Raw genomic sequence first — 19476 nt, 5'->3', positions numbered from 1 at the left:
TGATGATGAAAATTATTATAATTGGATGTGGACGTATGGGAACTGAGCTGATCCACACATTAAGTCAAGACAACAATGATATCGTAGCTATTGATACGAATACGGATGTTTTAAATCGCTTACCCAAGTACAACAACGTTACGTATATGTCAGGTGTTGGCTTTGACAAGGAAGTTCTTGAAAATGCAGACATTAGTCACGCAGATGCTGTAGTATCATGCACGGATAGTGATGAAACCAATGCATTAATTGGTCGCATTGCTCGTAATCTTTATTCGGTACCAAAAGTCATAGCACGTCAGTATAACACTAAAAATGCTGCGATTTATGCGATGCTCGGTGTTCAAACCATTTCGACTACGGAATGGGGGACACGCCGTGTTGTTAAGTTGCTAACCAAAACTGATATGGACAGTATTGCAACAATTGGTAATAGTGATGTTGAAATTATCAAACTTGCGGTTACACCGTTATTAGTTGGTAAAAACATCGAAACCGTCAATAACTTAGGGGTTCAAGTAGTTAGCGTATTACGAAATAATAATGCATTCATTCCAGAGCGCGGTGCTGTACTTGAAGCCAATGACGAACTTTATATTGCAGTTCAAAATAATGATCTAGACACACTCAAAAGTGTTCTAGGTCTTTAGGGGGAAAAACGATGAAAGCGATAATTATCGGTGGTGGCCAAGTTGGGTCATATGTAGCAAAGTTACTCATTCAAAACAATTATGAAGTATCGATTATTGAGAATCGTGAAAAACCATTAGAAAAAATAAGACATGATTTTACAGAAGAAATGTTAGTTCGTGGAACAGGGAGCGATCCTGATACCTTAGAACGTGCCGGGATTAATCAAGCTGATGTCGTGGTGGCGGTCACAGGAGAAGACCAGGTCAATCTTGTTGTCGCAACGATTGCAAAATATGAATATGGGACTAAACGTGTCATTGCTCGGGTTAACAATCCGCGAAATACATGGTTATTCAACCAATCAATGGGTGTGGATGTTGCGGTCAATCAGGCAGATTTAGTATCACGTATCGTTATGGACGAAATTGATATGAAGAGTTTATCAACACTTCTCAAAATAAATAAAGGGAAGAACTCAATTGTTCAAATGGGTATCCAAGCTGGCTCACGTGCGGAAAATAAAATGATTAAAGATCTACAATTGCCAGAAGAAACTGTCTTGATTACGTTAATTCGTGAAGACGATGCAATTGTAATTAACGGTAGTGTCGAACTCAAAGCAGATGATACAGTCATTGCACTTACCAATGAAAAAGGGCAATATGCCCTCAACGATTTATTTTCAAAATAAAAGGACCTTCAAGGTCCTTTTTTATTAATGGTTTTTGGTAGCACGTTTAAAGTATCGTGATGCTACGATTGCAAGTCCTGAAATAACAAGGAGGGATCCAAATACTCGGAATGTGGGATCTTCCATACCGGTATTGGGTAATGTTTCATCAGGTTCTGGTGTTGGAATCTCTGGTATGATTGGATCAACTGGGTCGACTGGATCTATTGGAACAACAGGGTCAATTGGATCAACTGGGTCAACTGGATCAACTGGATCAATTGGATCAATTGGATCAACTGGATCAATTGGATCAACTGGATCAATCGGATCAATCGGATCAACCGGATTGCTCTTAGTCCATTGAGCGTATAAAATGATATCTTCGTTTACTAAAGTTGCAAAGTCATAGGGTGTGTCAAAAGCTGTAGAAGTATACCATCCACCAAAGGTGAAGCCATCTTTTGTTGGTGCTTCAGGAAGCTCAGCTTGCGTGTCGATGGTAATAGTTTGGCTCTCGACATCCGATCCGCCTTGGCTGTCAAAAGTGACTGTAACGGTCTCAACAATATCATTGAGATCAAGGACGAGACGATATCTTGAATCGATAAAGATATTATCATCAGGTAAAAGCCCCCCACCTGATTGTGTTGCCTCATAAGGAATGTCGGTAGCTGCCGTAAAGGTTCCTATTTGTCCTGGGTGGTTAATAAAATCTACTGCATCACCAGCTAAATCGAATTCTTTTTTCATCATTGAATATTGTAGTTCAGTTAAGTAGAGGTTTAGTGATTTAAAATTAAGATCATGTTCTTGATTTTCTGAATCGGTTTCGATGATAGAACCGTCAGGTAAAACATACTCAAGAAGAATCGGTTCTTGGAACGCCTGGAACTCATCATCGCTCACATCAAAGCTAAAATTTGGATAGGTATCGATGGATGACCATGTTTTATGGTAAGTATAGTCCGCATCCAATGAAAGATTGTTGTTTTGATCAAGATAGACGAAGACATTTGGATTCGGCATTGTTACTTGGTACATTTTGCTTCCATTCTTTTCAACAACTACTGGTCTTGCATAAATCGTATTATTAATCTCTCCAGCATTAAGCGTAATGTTCATAGCAACGTTTTGAATCTGCCACTTCATTAAATACGTTTGATCCAATAAACTAAGACTATAATCAAAGTTTAAGTATAAAGGATAGTCACGGTCATTGGCTTCGAAATTCATGGCATTTAGATATCGAACAATCTCATTTTCATAGAAAGCAACGTTATCCTTATTATTCAAATTGGCAGTGACATACCATTCATAATCGATCCAGTCTGATGCGCGTTCGGAAGGTATAATATCCTTGAATGTGAGATACTCGATTTTCTCGAGTTCGCCAAGATAGGCAAGTGAATCGTTTGAAATAGGGTGCTCAGCATCAATACCAATTGTCAAATTTTGGATGTTAGAAAGGTATTGAATGCCTTTGTAGTCGTAAACAGATATATTTTCATAGTTATCGGTTTCTGGATTATAGTAGAAATCTGATGAATCAAATGTATTGATGTCTAAGAGTTCCAAATCACTAATGGGTTCTGATACACCAAAGTTAGATTCAAGAATTTTTAGTAAATCATCTGAAAATTCGTCACGGCTTATTTCAGTACCCCAACGAGCGTACAGAATTGTATCCTCAGTTATACGATCCCAACCAAGATACATTGTTTCAAAATCTGCATCTGTATACCACATGAAAAAGAGAGACCCTTCTTTTGTTGGTTGATATAGGCTGGTATCCACCGTCGAATTTTTTGGGATTTCAATGGAAGACTCAGACATTTGTCCGCCATTCAATTCAAATGTTACAGTTACTGTATCTGCACGACTGTTCTGACTGTCAGTATCATCAAGATGATTTGGTTCAATAACGTCATCTTCGATGATATCTTTTTTTATATCATCTTGCACTTTTTTATCTGCAAGTACTTCGGTACTTGCTTCAGAAATTACAGGTTGTTCTGGCGATTGTTCGTCAGCCATTAGTGTCGTGAAATTTGCACTCGCGAGAATAACCATACACACTGTACTCGCGGAAATTATCAGTTTTTTCATATTCTTCCTCCATCAAATTCCGAACAAACCATGTTTAACTTTTCACATTGTTTGTATCGATGTAGAAATATTAACGCAAAATGAATTATGTGTGCTATTGATGTAATAAATGTTGTATTTAATGTCATGAATAGAACTTGCATATTTTAAATGATGCGATACGGTACTTCCAATATTAAGAAGGCACCAAGAGATAGTGGAGGTAGGAACGTTTTTATTACACACACATTTAAACGTTTCTCTATTCAAATGAGGACACTTTGATCACTTGTGACATAAGACAAAAAGGAATCCAACGCAAAGGTTTTAATATCGAGAATTCTTGAAACAACAATTTAACGTATGCATACAGCAATCATTTGATAGCGGTTTCAACACTAATTTCGATACAATATCGGTGCACAAGCGTGTTAAGGAGGAATTATGAAGTTTAGAAAATTGATGTTATCCCTTATGATTTCATTCATGATGATGGGAACATTTGTACCCGTTGCTGCTGAAGAAAGCACCAACACGTCACAAACAATCTACTATATTGATAATTTACTTGGAAATGATACTAACAATGGAACTGCACCAGATCAAGCATGGCAATCCTTGGAACGTGTGAATGAGCATGTGTTTGAACCAGGTAATCAAATTCTATTTAAACGAGGCGGAAACTGGAAAGGGGGACTTGCACCTCAAGGAAGTGGAACCCAGGGCAATCGTATTGTTATTGGAGCCTTTGGCACAGGAGCATTACCACGAATCGATGGTAACGGCGTCGAAAATACCATTCTCTTAAAAAATCAAGAACATTGGGAAATTGGTCATTTAGAAATAACCAATGAAGATCTAAATGGCTTAGCGCCACAATCACCACGACGTGGCGTTCATCTTTTAAACGTTAATTATGGCGGTGAGAATTTAACGGAGCATAATACAAAAACTACCACAACCTTGAATGACTTCTATATTCATGATTTATACATTCATGACGTCAAAGGTGAAGATAAAAAAGATGCGAAAGGAAGCTCAGGAATTCAGGTTACTGTTAATATTCCGGATATGGTTGATGGAAAAATACATAACAAAGATAGCATTAACCAACGGACAACCTTTGACAATATTGTGATTGAAAATAATATAATCGAAGATGTCCATCGTTCAGGAATTCTATTTTGGACTGACTGGAAAAACAGAGATTTACTCCGACCAGAAGACCCTGCTTTCAATGAAAATTCAGTGACACCATGGACACCAATTACAAATGTTAAAATTCGTGGAAATAAACTTTACAATATAGGAGGCGACGGTATTGCACCGCATATGACGAAAGGTGCGCTTGTAGAGTATAACTTCTTAGACGGTTATAACTTAAAATCAACAGGTTATAATGCAGGTATGTGGGTATGGAACGCAGATGATACATTGTTCCAATACAATGAAGTAACCGGAGGCTTCTCAACACGAGATGGAATGCCATGGGACTTTGATCAAGGCTCTCAAGGCGTCGTTTATCAATACAACTATTCTTACAATAATGATGGTGGTACGTTGCTATTATGTGCTGAAAGCCGTGGCGGTGTTAAAGATGGAACTTTTAGATACAATATTAGTTACAATGATAAGTATCAAACATTTACTGTTTGCCAAGGAAACAATCTTGAAGGCATTAATATCTACAACAATGTCTTTTATATTGATGAAACAATGAATACCGCACCTCTTGTAAATCAAGGGGGAAATGTTCAAGCAAACATTTACAATAATATTTTTGTTAATAATGGACGTGGTGGTTATGCAACAAAAGCACGTTGGGAGTACTCCAATAATATCTTTGCTGGAAGTAATGTTCCGAAACCTAATCAAATTCCAGGTAGCAATCTTGTGGGTGTTGATCCAATGTTTACGGATATAACTTTCCCAGGTACAGTTCTTGATAAAGATATGGAAACCCGTGATATTACCGATTGGTCTGCACTTGATGGATTTAAAATTAATGCTGCATCTCCAGCAGTTAATGCAGGTCGATTTGTAAGCCTTGATATCAACAAACATCCTGGAACAGCAGGAACCGATTTCTTTAAGAACTCCATTCATGATGGAAATGTTGTTTATAACGGGTTACCAGATATTGGAGCTCATGAGTTTTCAGACACTAAGTTTGAGAATGTAACACCATTTATACCGGCAGCAGAAATTGAACCTTCCATTCCGGCGTTCGAAGTAAAGCTTGAGAATGGAACATTTGAAGATACAACGAAGCATACAAATAAAGATCCTTGGAATTTCCAATGGAATGGCGCAATTACTACCAATAATCCATTTGAAGGTAAATATGCAGGTGAAATAAAGGCTGTGAATGGTGGTGCCTCCATCGAACATATTATTGCTGTTGCACCAAACACCGAATATCAAATTGATGCGATGACGATGAGTGGCGATCCAAGTCAAAAATTGACGCTTGGCGTGAAATGGAAAGATAATCAAGGTAAAGAAGATAAGCAGTTTGTTGAAATTAAGCATACTGAATATCAACCAAGTACCATAACATTCACGACACCTGAAGGTGTGAATGCAGTGACTTTGTATTACTATAAAGCATCAGGACCTGCGGTAGCGTCGTATATTGACAATGTATCAATTGAAGCAGTTGTTAAAGTTGATACCACTGAGTTAGCAACATTAATTCAAGAGGTTGATGCGATGAATACATCATTGTATACTCCAGAAAGTATGGCGGTCCTAAAGGCATTAACAGATAATGCACAACAACTGTTGCAAAGTGAGTCATTGACTCAAGATATCATTGATAATCTAATTTCGGAAATACAAAAGGCAATAAATAATTTAGTTGAAATTGATCCAGTTGACCCAATTGATCCAGTTGACCCAGTTGATCCAGTTGACCCAGTTGACCCAGTTGACCCAGTTGACCCAGTTGACCCTGTTGTTCCAATAGATCCAGTCGACCCAGTTGATCCAGTTGACCCAGTCGATCCAGTTGAGCCAGTTGACCCAACTTCTCCAGTTGCTCCGGTAGAACCGAGTGACCCAGAAGTACCAACTACGAGTGAAAGCACAAAAGCGGATACACATACATTACCAAATACGGGTATGAGTAACATACTTCCAATTAGTGCCCTAACACTCTCAAGCCTTGGTGTTGTAATAGCAGTTGTAGCAAGAAGAAAACATAAATCATAATATCAAAAGGGGCTTATCTGCCCCTTTTTTGGTAGTTGAAAACGTCGTTTCAACGCCCGAGCAATGCAAATGTGCTAGAATGAATAAAAAGGAGCCGTAAAATGGATAAACATAAAGCATTTATGATGGAAGCATTAGCGCTTGCAAAGCAGGCAATGCAATGTGGTGATGAACCTTTTGGAGCACTCCTCGTGAAAGACGGAAAGTGCGTTGCCACATCGATGAATCGGATAAAGTCGGTCACAGATCCAACAATGCATGCGGAACTTGCATTGATTAGTGAATTCTGCCGTCAAAACAAAATCACAGATTTATCAGAGTATACACTTTACACGAGCTGTGAGCCGTGTTTCATGTGCTCTGGTGCAATGGTGTGGTCAACATTAGGAACACTTGTATTCAGTGCAGGAAGTCGTGATTTGAATTTTATTTTGGATGAACCACAGGTTAATAGTAGCGAAACAGTCTTTATACATTCACATTATCAACCTGAAGTCATTAAACATGTTCTTCATGAGGAAGGTATCGCAATTCTAGCGTCTTATTTTAAATAGTGAAAGGAAAATACTGTAATGTGTGTACATTATTACTTGGATAGGTATTATGACACGATGCCATCGCACATTCAAAAATCATTGCAGCAAACCATTCTCCACCGTGAGACAATTGCTTTGATGTCAGGAGATCCTCTTTATTATGAAGGCGAAAATCCACCACTTGCAGAACGCGAATGGCTGCTTCAAGCGGGTATTGAGTTTAAAAACTATGTTTTTGTTGATAATAAATTAAGTACTGAAGAAGCACGCAGGGCGGTTAGTCAAGCATCTGTTGTGTTTATTCTTGGTGGTTACAATCTTGAGCAAAAGAAAATGATAGATGACCTTGAACTTGATGATGTGATTCGCAATCACGAAGGTGTAATTATCGGAACCAGTGCTGGTGCCATTAACATGAGTGAAAAATGGGTGTGTTCACCACGAAATAAATATGATGTTAAGGAAGCATCACTTCAAGAGGGCTTAAGATTAAACAAATTATCATTCGAACCTCATTTTGATTTAGAAAATCATGACTACCTTGATATGGATCTGATGCCATTTTCATATGAACTTCCAATTTATGCTCCTACAAAAAATGGCGCAATTAAAGTAGTAAATGGCATTGTGGAGGTACTTGGAGACGTCTATTTATTATCAAACGGACAAATTCAGAGAATCAAATAAAAAAGGGAATTCAAATTCCCTTTTTTATTTTCTAACGTAGATAAGTATCAAACAAAGCGTCATTATAGGCGTCGGCACCGTCTAAGTTTGAACTCTTGAATACGAGTGGAACGATACTTTTACGTACAAGTTCGTCTACAACATTCACAACAAGTGTCTGTGCAATCGTTAAACCGATAATATTACTTAAGGCACCGGTTGGGGTTTCGAATCCTTCGATGTAGAATGCAGCATCGCCTGCGGGTGAAAGATTATCAATAGTAATATCTGCGATTTCAAACATTCGAAGGCCACTCTCATGACGGGATGTGGTGTGACTGGAGTGTTTCATGGATGTAATTGCAATAACATGCATTCCTAAGGCTTTGGCCTCTAAGCACATTTCGACTGGTACATTATTTCTACCAGAATTGGATGTAACAATAATAACATCTCCAGCGCGAGGATTATGAAGTTCAAGTATTGGTTTGGCATAACCAGAGATGCGTTCTATTTGAGTGCTTTTTCCGACGGTACCGTGAAGCATAAGTTCTGGTGGTAAAATTGCTTCAATCGATGCAAGTCCCCCAGCACGCGCATAGAATTCTTCGGCAATCATATGAGAGTGACCACTCCCAAAAGCGAAGACGCGATTTTCGCGAGCAAGTGCATCTGCAATGCATACGCTTGCCGCATCGATTGCATGTGTTTGAGTTGTTGCGAGTTCATTGATAGTTTTGTTTATATAGTCAAGATAAGTGTGTGTTTGCATTTAATGTGCCTCCATAGTATTTTTTATAAAATGTATCATGCGTTCTGCCTCACCACGATCAATTACACTCGCATACGATTCATAGGTTTTTTGGTCAAAGGATTCGCATGAAGTGAAATAGGATAAATATCCGTTAGCAAGTGTCACAATCTTTGTATTGTCTAAGGTGAAAGCGTGTGATAGTTCTGCGGGTATTGAGACGATACGTAAATTCTCGAGCTCGATAATTTGAAGATGTAAGGGAATTACGGAAGGTGGGTTTGATGATAAGAAACTACGTTCTAGTATTAATCCATCTAATTGGGTAAGTATGTGTGGATTTTCGGATTGTTTATACGCTAATTGGAGTTGTTCAATTTGATGGTTGTGATTCGAAGAGGGTGATTTAGTTTTCAAATCACAATAGAAGTCAACGACATCAATATGATTCAGTGTGAAAGGAACAGCTGAGGATCTCAGTTTAATAATCTGTTTCCACAGTATGTGTCCCATTCGCTCGATTTCGGAATATGAGGATTCCTGCCGGGTGAATCGGGTGCTTATATCAGCCGAAGGTCCATTCATAAACAAGAGAATATCTATATCTTTCGCAAGATCAAGACCATAGAGAAGATCTTTACTATACAGTTGATTTTGATTGTTTAATACAGTTGGATGACAAGGGAAAGAAAGCATCATAGTTGTCTTCGTGGATGTTTTAAACTCAATAAACCATAATGAATTGTTGATTGTATTTTGAGGATTGATACGATGTGTCCACAAATTCTCAATAGCCCCTTCAGCAAACGTTGCTTCAAATGGTTCCATCGAAGATAGCGATTTGTCGATAGCATCGAGGACTTGCTGTGTCACAAACTCAAGGTAAGTATGATCTATATCTTGAAAGACATTTTGCATTCCGTAGAGCACTGATGATGTATCTAATGTTCCAACCGGACCTGCATGGGTGTGTGATGCAAAAATAGAGATTGTATATTGATCGGGTAACTTGCGCTTAATATTACGATAAAGATTATCGTCAATACCAATTAGGTCTAGTGATACAAAGATATGTGTATCGATAATGACTACTGTTGCATTTAAAGAATCATGACTACCTAAAGATGGGCGGTGACCCATGTAACCGGATAAAGGTAAAAGTTCATGCGGAACAATGGGATTTACTGCGGAACCTATTCTCATAAAGTACCTCCTAAAATCATCATATACAGTTGTTTTCAACTTGTCAATACAAGTTGACTTGAAGTGTCGAAGTAGGGTTGCTATAATAGATCTATGAAAAACAAATATGAAGTCGTAATAGACTATATTAATCAAAGGATAGATTCAGGTTTCTACAAGGCACATCAAATGATTGACTCAGAGAATGAGCTAGCAGAAATCCTTAATATTTCACGAGTTACAGTTCGGCGGGCGATTGATGAACTTGTAAGTGAGCGGGTTTTATATCGACAACACGGACGCGGTACTTTTGTTCGAAGTATGCCATCATATAAAGAATTTCGTAATGGTGTTGGATTCACACGGGAAGTACTTCGTCGTAACGAAACACCTTCCTCTAAAGATGTTGAGCTGCGTCGTGTTTTTGCAAATGAAGGTATTGCACATCAGTTACAAATTATGGTTGGAGATCCTGTATGGGAGGTTAGACGAACACGTTGTGCCAATGATGTTCCAATTGTCTGTGAACATGTGTACTTTCCAGAAAAACTTGTCGGAAGTCTTGTCGAAGAGGATCTCAGTGGTTCGCTCTATGCGCTACTAGAGTCGAGAGGTATTCAATTCGATTATGCTGATCAGTCACTTCAAGCAATCCTTGCTGACGCATCGTTATCGGAGCAGTTGAACATTGCAGTCGGTGATCCTTTAATCAAAATGGAAGTTATCGCATATATGGAGAATGGGACGCCCTTTAATTCTGGGAGTTCATATTATCAAACATCAAGTTTCAAGCTTTATCAAACTGTTTTTAATTCTTAAAGCACACCGAAAGGAGTGTTTTTTTTATGATTGAACATAGGAATAAACCACTTAATCACAAAAAAGTGCCTCAAAGACATTTTACGAATGTTATACATTGGGAACATGATAATATACGAAAGGAAAAAGTTTAAAAAGAACATATTTGATACTAGAGAGGTGAGTTATGAAAAAAAATGTGATAATAAGTTGCTTGCTATTAACAATGATGACTGGACATATTTCAGCAGATAGTGGTTGGTATAACGAAGGATGGTCGAACATAGATTTTGCTGGCAAAGCGTGCAATTCCAAGACAACCGTCTATAGCCCAAACTACGAATATATACGGACATGGGTAAAAATGGGGAATCGACGACATACCAACACAAAATATTTTCCAAATGAAGGTGATTCGGTTCATACCTGGATTGTTGGACGCTTCGACCAAACATGTGAATATGGTGTCGATGCAGATGATTAGATAATCTGAACGTAGAATGACTTTTTGGGAGAAAATATGAAAAAACATATAGGATTATGGATTAGTAATTTAATAGTTTCAAGTGCAGTTATCACATCAACGTTTGCGCTCATTCATCTTGGAGTGAAGCACTGCACTAGAGACTCTATAGCTCGAAGTTCGTGTTCAATATTTACGTTTATAAATGAACAGAAGCTCCTTTCTCTTTTGATTGTTTTAGTGATAGCATCTGCAGGTTTGTTTTTCTTCAAAGTTTTAGAGTATTGGATTTTTATAACAAAGGATATCTATAAGGTACAACGGCTCGTTGGATACAGTCTCTGTGAACAACGGAGGTACATGGTTCGAAAAATAATCATACATTATCTATCTAGTTTTGCAGGCGCATTTATGGTGTTTATCATCATAGTTCGTCCAGTTGTAAGTACTGTAGTGATTAGCGGAATGGTTGCTATCGTGATAGAAAGTGTTGCTACATTATGGGGAATTACCAAAATTTTGATTGAGATTGATAAGCCAGAAGAGCACGTAAGCTCAGGATCCATGCGATATATATCGAAATCGTTTACTGCTGGATTAAATATCATGCAAGTAATATTAGCCTTAGTGGTAATTGCGTTCTTTGCAACTGTGCTTGAAAATAAACTAAAAGATACAAAAGCATATCAGCAGTACAGTAATAATGAAAACCTACATGCTATACGCTTAATCGAAGATAAAGGTCCTAACAATATGTTCGTTCATAAACTACGTAAGCAGACACCAGAAGAGAATGCATCGTTTCTAAATAATTTTAGAGCAATGCTTATCGAACACGAACAGGATATGTTCACTTTTTATGAACCTGCTGGTACTGCATCGTCAACCCTTAAAGTGAAAGTTGATCATTACTACAGTTCCAGTGAGTATGTAATGAAAGCCAATGAGATTCAAGTCGCTTCAGGAAGAATGATCAAAGATGACGATTTTACAAGCATTAGAGAACCAATCCCAGTTTTGATTGGAGCTGATTTGTCCGACAAATTAGTCATTAATCAAATGTATCAAATGATGGGAAATACGTATCAAGTTGTAGGTATTATGAAAGCAGGAGAAACTGTTTTCGCACCAAGTGACTTTAAATCAACAACGGTAAATAAAAGTATTATTGCACCGTTCAATCCGCGTTTAATTCGTGATGATACGCTTAAGTATCATGAAGCAATCTATAATAATCTTTATGTCAAAAATATGGACATATCGGAACTAGAGTTCAATATTAAAAAGATATCGATGAGCTCGTTAAAACATGAAGCTTTAGATATTAAAGACTCAGTAACGAAGACGCATCAAGCTGCGTTGAAAATTGCATATTTTTGGTTAATGTTAGCGTTGGTTTTCTTAATATTTGTACAATTCACCTTTACGAGCAGTGCAATTATGGATATAGATAAAAAAGCATATCGAAATGCTATTTATCTGAAATTGGGATATCGCGTAAGGTATATCATCTACAAAACAATAATACCAACTATAATCTATTGTTTGGTGGGGTATATCGTTGCAGGTGCACTAATTACTGTCATGGGGATTTACTCGGTTACGTACGCATTTTTAGCGATTTTTGTATGCTTCACAATTATTGGAGCAACGGTTATATGTCTACAAATCAAATACAAGAAGCAATCATTGATTAATGACATGGTCGCACATGAAGACTAACATAAAAATGAATGTAACCGCTATCGAATTTCATTGCATGACTGATGGAGACATAGTATGATTGACACAATAAATACGTAACAAGAAAGGATCTACTATGAATCGGATAATAGAAAAATTTGATACCTTAACTGAAAGTGAACGCCGTGTATGTAATTACATCGTGCAAAATATGCATGAGGTAGAAACCATCAATATTAATGAATTGGCTGATAAATCATTAACCTCAAAAACAGTTGTAATTACAATGTCTCAGAAGCTAGGTTTTTCGGGTTTTTCGGATCTAAAGTACTACATTAAGACCTACAATGCGTCTCAACATGAGCATATTACGACGGAGGCTTTCAACGATTCAGTCATTGCGCTAACAAAAATGACGGGTAACTTAGTGAACTATAGTAATTTACAAAAATCTGCTGAAGCGATACTAAATGCTAAAACGGTTTATATTGCTGCAAGAGGAACATCAAAATCAGTTGCACAGCATCTTAATCATTTATTATTAACTATTGGACTAAAATGTATTATTCTAGATGACTATAATTTGCTATCCATTATCACGCCGACAATTGATCCTCGAGAAGTAATTATTTTAATTTCATTATCAGGAGAAACACGAAAAATAGTAGAAGCAGCTAAAATTGTAAAGTCACGAAATGTTCCTATCATTTCCATTACATCGTTCACACATAATGTTCTTGCTAGAATGTCTGATATTAACCTGTACACTGCATCAGATTCAGTGGCTACAGCAACGAATGATGGAATATCTCGAGTTGGGATGTTTATGATTGTCGAGATGCTCGCAAACGAAATTTTGTATCAGAAAAATCCGACCTAGGTCGCAAGACACGACCTAGGTTTTCTAATGCGTCCAATTCCGTGAGAATTATAGAGTAAGCGGTTACGAAGTTTTGTATTATGGTCTTAGAAACGTGAAATACGTTACAGGAGGAAGAAGATGTTCAAGAAGTATAGTAAGCAAATTCAGACATTTGGTCGATCATTGCTTCTTCCAATTGGAGTTTTAGCTCCGGTTGGAATGATTCTTGGTATTAGTGGTGCGTTCGTACAACCGTACATGATTGATAAATTACCATTTCTCGGAAATGAAGTAATTCAAACAACGCTGAAAAGCACACGCACGATTATGAGTGTTGTCTTTGACAACATTCCGTTACTATTTGCAATGGGGGTTGCATATGGTATGAGTAAACGCGATAAGGGGATCGCGGTCTTTGCATCCGTTGTTGCCTATTTAGTCCTTATCATTACGATGAGCGTATGGCTCACGGTTACTGGAAATTTAGCAGATCCAGAACTTATCTCGCAAATGGGGCAAATCAAAGTGCTCGGTGTTCAAACCATGAACTTGAACACAGCAGGTGGAATCTTTGCCGGATTAATGGCAGCATGGGCTACTGACAAATTCTACAACTTAGAATTACCGATTGCGTTTGCCTTCTTTGGTGGAAAAAAATCCGTTCCAATTATTACATCAGCACTTATGATTGGATTTGGTTTGTTAATTCCATTTGTGTGGCAGTTCTTTGTCCAGATGTTAACGCATCTATCGGTTGTCATTCTTAGTCCACTCGGACCACTCTTTACAGCTGGTGGAGAACGCTTGTTCATTCCATTTGGTTTACACCATATCTGGAATGCAATGTTCCGCTTTACCGAAGCTGGTGGAACATATGTCATTAATGGTACAACCTTTGTTGGTGTTGTTCCTGCGATGCAAGAAATTCTATTCAATCTGGGACCTAACAGCGAATATTGGTCAATGATGCCGAGCCTTACACGTTTTATGGCTCAGCAACAAATGTTGGTTACGTTGTTTGCTTTCCCAGCAATTTCATTGGCGATGTATCATACAGCAAAACCAGAAAATAAGAAATTTGTAAAACCATTACTGATTACTTTATGGATGACAGCGTTGCTTGGAAACGTCACTGAGCCTCTTGAATTCACATTCGTGTTTATAGCTCCATTCTTATATGTAATCTATGCACTCATAATTGGTATAAGTGCAGCAATACTACCACTCTTCAATGTTGCGATAGGTTATATTCGTGGAACTATCTTCGATTTTGCAATCTTTGGATTAATGTATGAAGATACACAATGGATTTACTTTGTTTTAGTGGGATTAGTGATGGCGGTCATCATGTATTTTGTATTCCGTTGGTACATTCTCAAGTTTGATATTAAGACACCAGGACGCGAAGATGAACAAAATCTCGACAATACACTTATCAAAGAAAAAAATTATAAACGAATTGCTGAATTAGTAGTTGAAGGGCTCGGTGGAAGCGGAAATATTGCCCATGTTGATAACTGTATTACTCGACTTCGCATTGATGTTGTAGATACCCAATTAATTAACAATGATATCTTGAAGGAATCTGGAACGACAGGTATTTTCCTTCCTTCAAAAAACCATATACATATTGTATTTGGTCCATTAGTAGAGTTTGTGCGTAATGCAGTAGATGATGAAATTAGAAAGTAGTGATAATCGTGAGACAAGCATATTCAATCACAATAGTAGGGGCAGGGAGTTCCAGAACTCCCGCTCTTGTAGGATCAATAGTGGACTACAAAGAACGTTTTCCACTGAAACAGGTAGTATTCTTCGACATTAACAATGATCGTATGAGTAAAATGGATGATTATATTCGATTGGTGTTGGCACAAGAAATGCCGGATACTGAAGTTATCTTTACTACCGATAAAGCAGTTGCCTATCAACAAGCGGATGCAGTACTCGTACAAATGCGCGCTGGCGATACTCACATGCGTAGTTTGGATGAGAAAATTCCATTACAATTTGGTCTTGTTGGCCAGGAAACATGTGGTCCGGGTGGCTTTGCATATGGAATGCGATCCATCGGTGCTATGGTTGAAATGGTTAATGACATACGAGCTGTTAATGAAGATGCATGGATTTTAAACTATACGAATCCAGCAGCTATTGTTGCTCTCGCTCTCCATAAAATCTTTCCGAACGATAAGCGATTGCTGAACCTTTGTGATCAGCCGTACTCAATGATGCGCTCATATGCAAAAATTCTAGATGTTCCGCAGGAAACTTTACGAGCAACCTATTTTGGGTTGAATCATTTTGGATGGTTTACAGACATCTATGATACTGACGAAAATTCACATTTTGATGTCTTAAAAGCATTCTTAAAAGATAATGAATTCAAACCATACAATGCCGAACAACGATCGGCGTCATGGCTTGAAACATATAAACGAGTCAATAAATACCTTCAATTTTTCCCAGAATATTTACCGAACACTTATCTTCAATATTACTTCTTTCCAGAAGAAATAGTTGCTGAAAGTAATCCAACATATACTCGTGCGGATGAAGCGAAAGATAGTCGTGAAAAAGAAGTATTTGAACTGTGTGCTCAAGCAGTTGGTCGAGATACACTCGGTGATCTTGAAATTTTAACTGGATCTGTTTTCGGTAACTTGATGATTGAGATTGCGGAGTCGATTCTGCATGATCTGAACAACGAGTTCGTGATTATGGTTCCGAATGATGGATTAATTCCAAATTTCCCTCAAGAAGCAATTGTTGAGCTTGCGGGAAGATTAGGCTCTAATGGTCCAGTATGTAAACCTTATGGTGACATTAAACCGTTCTACAAAGGGTTAATGGAAGGGCAATATGCTTACGAATTGTTAACAGTGGAGTCATGGATCGAGCGTGATTATACTAAAGCACTCCAAGCACTAACCTTAAATCGTAGTGTGGTTGATCCGCAAAAAGCCAAAGCCGTTTTAGATGCACTCATGGAAGTCAATAAACCATATTGGACTCTTGAAATTAAATGAGTAGAGCGTTAGATTTACACGATAAACTTCGCGGAAAACTAACTGTTGAGGCAAAGTATGATATACAAACAGCAGATGATTTGGCGTTGGTTTACTCACCAGGAGTAGCAGACCCATGTCTCAAAATTAAAGAAGATGTGGATCAAGCCTATACCTATACATGGAAACAAAATACAGTTGCAGTTATTTCTGATGGTAGTGCAGTTCTCGGGTTAGGAAACATTGGACCCGAAGCCGCATTACCAGTTATGGAAGGAAAAGCTGCTCTTCTCAAGCGTTTTGCGAATATTAACGCAGTTCCAATTGTTCTAGATACTCAAGATACGGAAACGATTATTGAAGTATGCAAAGCGATTGCTCCTGGATTCGGTGGCATCAATCTTGAGGATATTTCCGCGCCTCGCTGTATTGAAATTGAACAAAGGCTAGAAAAAGCACTTAAGATTCCAGTTTTTCATGATGATCAGCATGGAACCGCGATTGTGACGCTTGCAGCACTCATTAATGCGTTAAAACTCGTCAACAAATCTGTAGATTCAATAAAAGTCGTTGTTAGTGGAACCGGTGCTGCAGGGAGTGCAATCATAAGACTCCTAAAGGACTACGGTATAAAAACTATCTATGCATTTGATGTTCACGGAATCGTTGCTTTAAAAACTGCGACCACAGAGCATCAAAAGATGATTGCGACCTTAACAGAAAATCAAAATGATTTGTTTACGATGGACGAAGCGCTGGTGAATGCGGATGTATTTATTGGTGTATCCGCTGGAAACATCATAAAAACATCAATGATTAAAAATATGGCGGAGCACGCAATTGTCTTTGCAATGGCTAATCCAACACCTGAGATTTCCTATGATGATGCGCTTGATGCCGGTGCCATGGTTGTTGGAACAGGGCGCAGTGACTATCCGAATCAAATTAACAATGTTCTCGTATTTCCGGGTCTTTTTAAAGGGCTACTTAAAGTTAAAGCGATTTCTGTTCCGCAATCAGTGCATATTGCAGCAGCCCAAGCAATTGCAGAATGTATTGGTGATATAGAACTAAGTGCAACAAATATCGTGCCTTCAGTGTTTGATCCACGCGTTGTAGATAATGTAGCGGACGCCGTTGCTCGTACGGTCATGACACTCAGAAAAAAAGGAGTGAATATATAATGTTTAAGAAATTATTTGGCAAAAAGGAAGTTGAATTTTTTGCACCCGTCACCGGGAAACTTGTTCCATTAACCGAAGTATCAGATCCTGTTTTCGCATCCTTTGCAATGGGGGATGGATTTGCTGTAATTCCAACGACTCATGAAATCTATGCACCTGTTTCAGGGACTGTTGTTGCTGTATTTCCAACGAAGCATGCGATTGGCATAAAAACACCGGACGGTACAGAAGTGTTAATCCACATTGGAATTGATACAGTGACACTTCAAGGAAATGGGTTTAAAAATTTCGTTGATGTTGGCGATGAGGTCACAGAGAATTCAATGATTGCAACGGTGGAATTAGCGCTGCTTCAAGATAAGAACATTGAGGCAACGACAATGGTCATTGTAACGAATCAACCGACCTCACGGTTTATGGTTGCTGAGAATCATCAAGATGTAAACCAAGGACAACTAATTAACCTTCAAAAAATGTAAAAGGACGGGCTCCACATGCCTGTCCTTTAGTATTATTGTTGCCAAAAAAAATCGAGAATGGTATGATACAGAAAATGCAGAAGGAGTTGCTGATGAAACGTATCAATAAATTATCTTTATCATTTGGAATCAGCAATATGACTGCTGTTTTCTTCGAAAAATCCCACTAAGATGGGATAAGTGCGTCCAAACTAAGCCGAAATTGCACTCAGCAGGATTAGAATAGAGGACAAATAATGAAAAAAATAATAAGAAAAACACCACATAATGTAAATCAACCAGTCGGCAAGTACGCACATATTACGCGTATTCCCGCAGGTCTGGATACCATTGTATTCTCAGGACAAATAGGTGTCCAAGAAGATGGAACACTACCAACTGATTTTAAAAAAGAAATAGAACAGATGTTCTATAATATTCGCGATTTACTCAATCATGAAAGCATTACACCTGAAGACATCACAAAAGTAAATATATGGTCCGTTAAGGAAATAGATTGGGACCATTTCTATGCTACATGGGACGACTTCTTTAGTTATGATTATCCTTCCATGACAATCGCATATATCAGCGCTCTTGGTTTGCCGGAAATTAATATCGAAATAGATATTTGGGCAGCTAAATAGTTATAAAGGCTTAGTTTAATTAGGTTACCCGTGGGTAACCTTTTTTTGTGCGGACGGTTATTTAAGTAACCTTTTATACAAAAAAATATGCCGTTTATTATCAAAATGTCATTCATTTAAAATAAAGTGATACAGTGACGAGGTAATTGCTGGAAAATCATAATTTCATGAACACTTAAAATAGAACAGACGAAAGGAGATTAAAGCTAGGGTTTTATATCTGTTGAAATGACATTATGACTTTCAGTTTTTAGGAAATAGCTCAGGAGATAAATTAATGAATCTTAATAAGTCAATTAAACTAAAGATACTCATGTGGGCAAATCAGTTTATAACCTCGATACTCTTCATTTGCATTATCGAAGTTATTATGTCAAGTTTTGGAGATCACTGCTATCATCAATCGAAAAGTACACCTCCACAGGTATGTACGATGCAAAGTTACATTATGGAACAAGGATTTATCTTGATAAATGTCATTGCGTTGGTAATTACTGGTGTGATAGCTTTGAAGCTCGTCATTAAATACTGGATCTACTATCATGCTGATATTACAAAGGTGCTTAGACTTGTTGGATATTAGACTCTGGAGCAGGTTCAATATCATATCGTTTCTCTTAGTTGGATCACCGTA

Annotated in this window: 18 protein-coding genes; 15 read left to right on the top strand and 3 right to left on the bottom strand. The window is 37.9% G+C overall.

The window, feature by feature from the left end:
- Positions 1 to 2 precede the first annotated feature (2 nt).
- Together G7061_RS08215 and G7061_RS08210 are read left to right on the top strand one after the other, a co-directional pair.
- Positions 3 to 650 (top strand): TrkA family potassium uptake protein, encoded by a 648-nt coding sequence (locus tag G7061_RS08215; RefSeq protein ID WP_159641676.1) that lies wholly within the window; start codon positions 3 to 5, stop codon positions 648 to 650.
- An 11-nt stretch (positions 651 to 661) separates the two neighbouring features.
- Positions 662 to 1324 (top strand): TrkA family potassium uptake protein, encoded by a 663-nt coding sequence (locus tag G7061_RS08210; protein WP_166120404.1) that lies wholly within the window; start codon positions 662 to 664, stop codon positions 1322 to 1324.
- Positions 1325 to 1348: 24 nt separating this feature from the next.
- On the opposite strand, the gene G7061_RS08205 is transcribed toward G7061_RS08210, so the two are convergent.
- Complete coding sequence (locus G7061_RS08205) at positions 1349 to 3412, bottom strand: InlB B-repeat-containing protein (protein ID WP_166120401.1); 2064 nt, start codon at positions 3410 to 3412, stop codon at positions 1349 to 1351.
- A gap of 423 nt (positions 3413 to 3835) precedes the next feature.
- On the opposite strand from G7061_RS08205, the gene G7061_RS10835 reads away from it, so the two are divergent.
- The 3 genes from G7061_RS10835 to G7061_RS08190 all read left to right on the top strand — a co-directional run bounded on the left by G7061_RS10835 (position 3836) and on the right by G7061_RS08190 (position 7827).
- Positions 3836 to 6604: a carbohydrate binding domain-containing protein gene (locus G7061_RS10835; protein ID WP_205700092.1), complete on the top strand. Its 2769-nt coding sequence runs from the start codon at positions 3836 to 3838 to the stop codon at positions 6602 to 6604.
- A gap of 101 nt (positions 6605 to 6705) precedes the next feature.
- Positions 6706 to 7158 (top strand): nucleoside deaminase, encoded by a 453-nt coding sequence (locus G7061_RS08195; RefSeq protein ID WP_159641679.1) that lies wholly within the window; start codon positions 6706 to 6708, stop codon positions 7156 to 7158.
- 18 nt (positions 7159 to 7176) lie between these two features.
- Positions 7177 to 7827 (top strand): Type 1 glutamine amidotransferase-like domain-containing protein, encoded by a 651-nt coding sequence (locus G7061_RS08190; protein WP_166120397.1) that lies wholly within the window; start codon positions 7177 to 7179, stop codon positions 7825 to 7827.
- A 31-nt stretch (positions 7828 to 7858) separates the two neighbouring features.
- On the opposite strand, the gene G7061_RS08185 is transcribed toward G7061_RS08190, so the two are convergent.
- Both G7061_RS08185 and G7061_RS08180 read right to left on the bottom strand, forming a co-directional pair.
- Positions 7859 to 8578 carry an SIS domain-containing protein gene (locus tag G7061_RS08185; protein WP_166120393.1) on the bottom strand — a complete coding sequence of 240 codons (720 nt, stop codon included), beginning with the start codon at positions 8576 to 8578 and terminating at the stop codon, positions 7859 to 7861.
- On the bottom strand, positions 8579 to 9760 hold the full coding sequence (locus G7061_RS08180) for a hypothetical protein (protein ID WP_166120390.1): 1182 nt from the start codon (positions 9758 to 9760) through the stop codon (positions 8579 to 8581).
- Positions 9761 to 9853: 93 nt separating this feature from the next.
- Here G7061_RS08180 and G7061_RS08175 point away from each other — a divergent pair, with 93 nt between their 5' ends.
- The 10 genes from G7061_RS08175 to G7061_RS08130 all read left to right on the top strand — a co-directional run bounded on the left by G7061_RS08175 (position 9854) and on the right by G7061_RS08130 (position 19425).
- A complete protein-coding gene (locus tag G7061_RS08175) occupies positions 9854 to 10558 on the top strand; it encodes a GntR family transcriptional regulator (RefSeq protein WP_159641683.1) in 705 nt (234 codons plus the stop codon).
- A 166-nt stretch (positions 10559 to 10724) separates the two neighbouring features.
- On the top strand, positions 10725 to 11021 hold the full coding sequence (locus G7061_RS08170) for a hypothetical protein (protein WP_166120387.1): 297 nt from the start codon (positions 10725 to 10727) through the stop codon (positions 11019 to 11021).
- Positions 11022 to 11360: 339 nt separating this feature from the next.
- Positions 11361 to 12722 carry a hypothetical protein gene (locus tag G7061_RS08165; RefSeq protein ID WP_166120384.1) on the top strand — a complete coding sequence of 454 codons (1362 nt, stop codon included), beginning with the start codon at positions 11361 to 11363 and terminating at the stop codon, positions 12720 to 12722.
- Positions 12723 to 12819: 97 nt separating this feature from the next.
- The gene (locus G7061_RS08160) at positions 12820 to 13563 is read left to right on the top strand and encodes a MurR/RpiR family transcriptional regulator (RefSeq protein WP_159633140.1); all 744 of its coding nucleotides are present in this window, start codon (positions 12820 to 12822) and stop codon (positions 13561 to 13563) included.
- 120 nt (positions 13564 to 13683) lie between these two features.
- Positions 13684 to 15237 carry a PTS transporter subunit EIIC gene (locus tag G7061_RS08155; RefSeq protein ID WP_159641687.1) on the top strand — a complete coding sequence of 518 codons (1554 nt, stop codon included), beginning with the start codon at positions 13684 to 13686 and terminating at the stop codon, positions 15235 to 15237.
- Positions 15237 to 16574 (top strand): 6-phospho-alpha-glucosidase, encoded by a 1338-nt coding sequence (locus tag G7061_RS08150; protein ID WP_255466659.1) that lies wholly within the window; start codon positions 15237 to 15239, stop codon positions 16572 to 16574. Before G7061_RS08155 ends, G7061_RS08150 begins: the two co-directional genes overlap by 1 nt.
- On the top strand, positions 16571 to 17737 hold the full coding sequence (locus G7061_RS08145; RefSeq protein WP_159641688.1) for an NADP-dependent malic enzyme: 1167 nt from the start codon (positions 16571 to 16573) through the stop codon (positions 17735 to 17737). The genes G7061_RS08150 and G7061_RS08145 overlap by 4 nt, the downstream gene beginning before the upstream one ends.
- Positions 17737 to 18216: a PTS glucose transporter subunit IIA gene (locus G7061_RS08140; protein ID WP_166120379.1), complete on the top strand. Its 480-nt coding sequence runs from the start codon at positions 17737 to 17739 to the stop codon at positions 18214 to 18216. Before G7061_RS08145 ends, G7061_RS08140 begins: the two co-directional genes overlap by 1 nt.
- 236 nt (positions 18217 to 18452) lie before the next feature.
- Positions 18453 to 18842, top strand: coding sequence for a RidA family protein (locus tag G7061_RS08135; RefSeq protein WP_159633128.1), 390 nt, complete (start codon positions 18453 to 18455; stop codon positions 18840 to 18842).
- Positions 18843 to 19119: 277 nt separating this feature from the next.
- The gene (locus G7061_RS08130; RefSeq protein WP_166120376.1) at positions 19120 to 19425 is read left to right on the top strand and encodes a hypothetical protein; all 306 of its coding nucleotides are present in this window, start codon (positions 19120 to 19122) and stop codon (positions 19423 to 19425) included.
- Positions 19426 to 19476 lie beyond the last annotated feature (51 nt).

The sequence above is a fragment of the Erysipelothrix sp. HDW6B genome (genome assembly GCF_011301115.1).
In the GTDB taxonomy this organism is placed as follows: domain Bacteria; phylum Bacillota_I; class Bacilli_A; order Erysipelotrichales; family Erysipelotrichaceae; genus Erysipelothrix; species Erysipelothrix anatis.
The sequence above is the reverse complement of the archived record's forward strand: the minus strand, read 5'-3'. Positions and strand labels throughout refer to the sequence as shown.

Bases quoted from the DNA above. Each gene is read 5' to 3' on its own strand.
- G7061_RS08215 (WP_159641676.1), top strand. From the start codon at position 3: ATGATGAAAATTATTATAATTGGATGTGGACGTATGGGAACTGAGCTG.
- G7061_RS08210 (WP_166120404.1), top strand. From the start codon at position 662: ATGAAAGCGATAATTATCGGTGGTGGCCAAGTTGGGTCATATGTAGCA.
- G7061_RS08205 (WP_166120401.1), bottom strand. From the start codon at position 3,412: ATGAAAAAACTGATAATTTCCGCGAGTACAGTGTGTATGGTTATTCTC.
- G7061_RS10835 (WP_205700092.1), top strand. From the start codon at position 3,836: ATGAAGTTTAGAAAATTGATGTTATCCCTTATGATTTCATTCATGATG.
- G7061_RS08195 (WP_159641679.1), top strand. From the start codon at position 6,706: ATGGATAAACATAAAGCATTTATGATGGAAGCATTAGCGCTTGCAAAG.
- G7061_RS08190 (WP_166120397.1), top strand. From the start codon at position 7,177: ATGTGTGTACATTATTACTTGGATAGGTATTATGACACGATGCCATCG.
- G7061_RS08185 (WP_166120393.1), bottom strand. From the start codon at position 8,578: ATGCAAACACACACTTATCTTGACTATATAAACAAAACTATCAATGAA.
- G7061_RS08180 (WP_166120390.1), bottom strand. From the start codon at position 9,760: ATGAGAATAGGTTCCGCAGTAAATCCCATTGTTCCGCATGAACTTTTA.
- G7061_RS08175 (WP_159641683.1), top strand. From the start codon at position 9,854: ATGAAAAACAAATATGAAGTCGTAATAGACTATATTAATCAAAGGATA.
- G7061_RS08170 (WP_166120387.1), top strand. From the start codon at position 10,725: ATGAAAAAAAATGTGATAATAAGTTGCTTGCTATTAACAATGATGACT.
- G7061_RS08165 (WP_166120384.1), top strand. From the start codon at position 11,361: ATGGTTCGAAAAATAATCATACATTATCTATCTAGTTTTGCAGGCGCA.
- G7061_RS08160 (WP_159633140.1), top strand. From the start codon at position 12,820: ATGAATCGGATAATAGAAAAATTTGATACCTTAACTGAAAGTGAACGC.
- G7061_RS08155 (WP_159641687.1), top strand. From the start codon at position 13,684: ATGTTCAAGAAGTATAGTAAGCAAATTCAGACATTTGGTCGATCATTG.
- G7061_RS08145 (WP_159641688.1), top strand. From the start codon at position 16,571: ATGAGTAGAGCGTTAGATTTACACGATAAACTTCGCGGAAAACTAACT.
- G7061_RS08140 (WP_166120379.1), top strand. From the start codon at position 17,737: ATGTTTAAGAAATTATTTGGCAAAAAGGAAGTTGAATTTTTTGCACCC.
- G7061_RS08135 (WP_159633128.1), top strand. From the start codon at position 18,453: ATGAAAAAAATAATAAGAAAAACACCACATAATGTAAATCAACCAGTC.
- G7061_RS08130 (WP_166120376.1), top strand. From the start codon at position 19,120: ATGAATCTTAATAAGTCAATTAAACTAAAGATACTCATGTGGGCAAAT.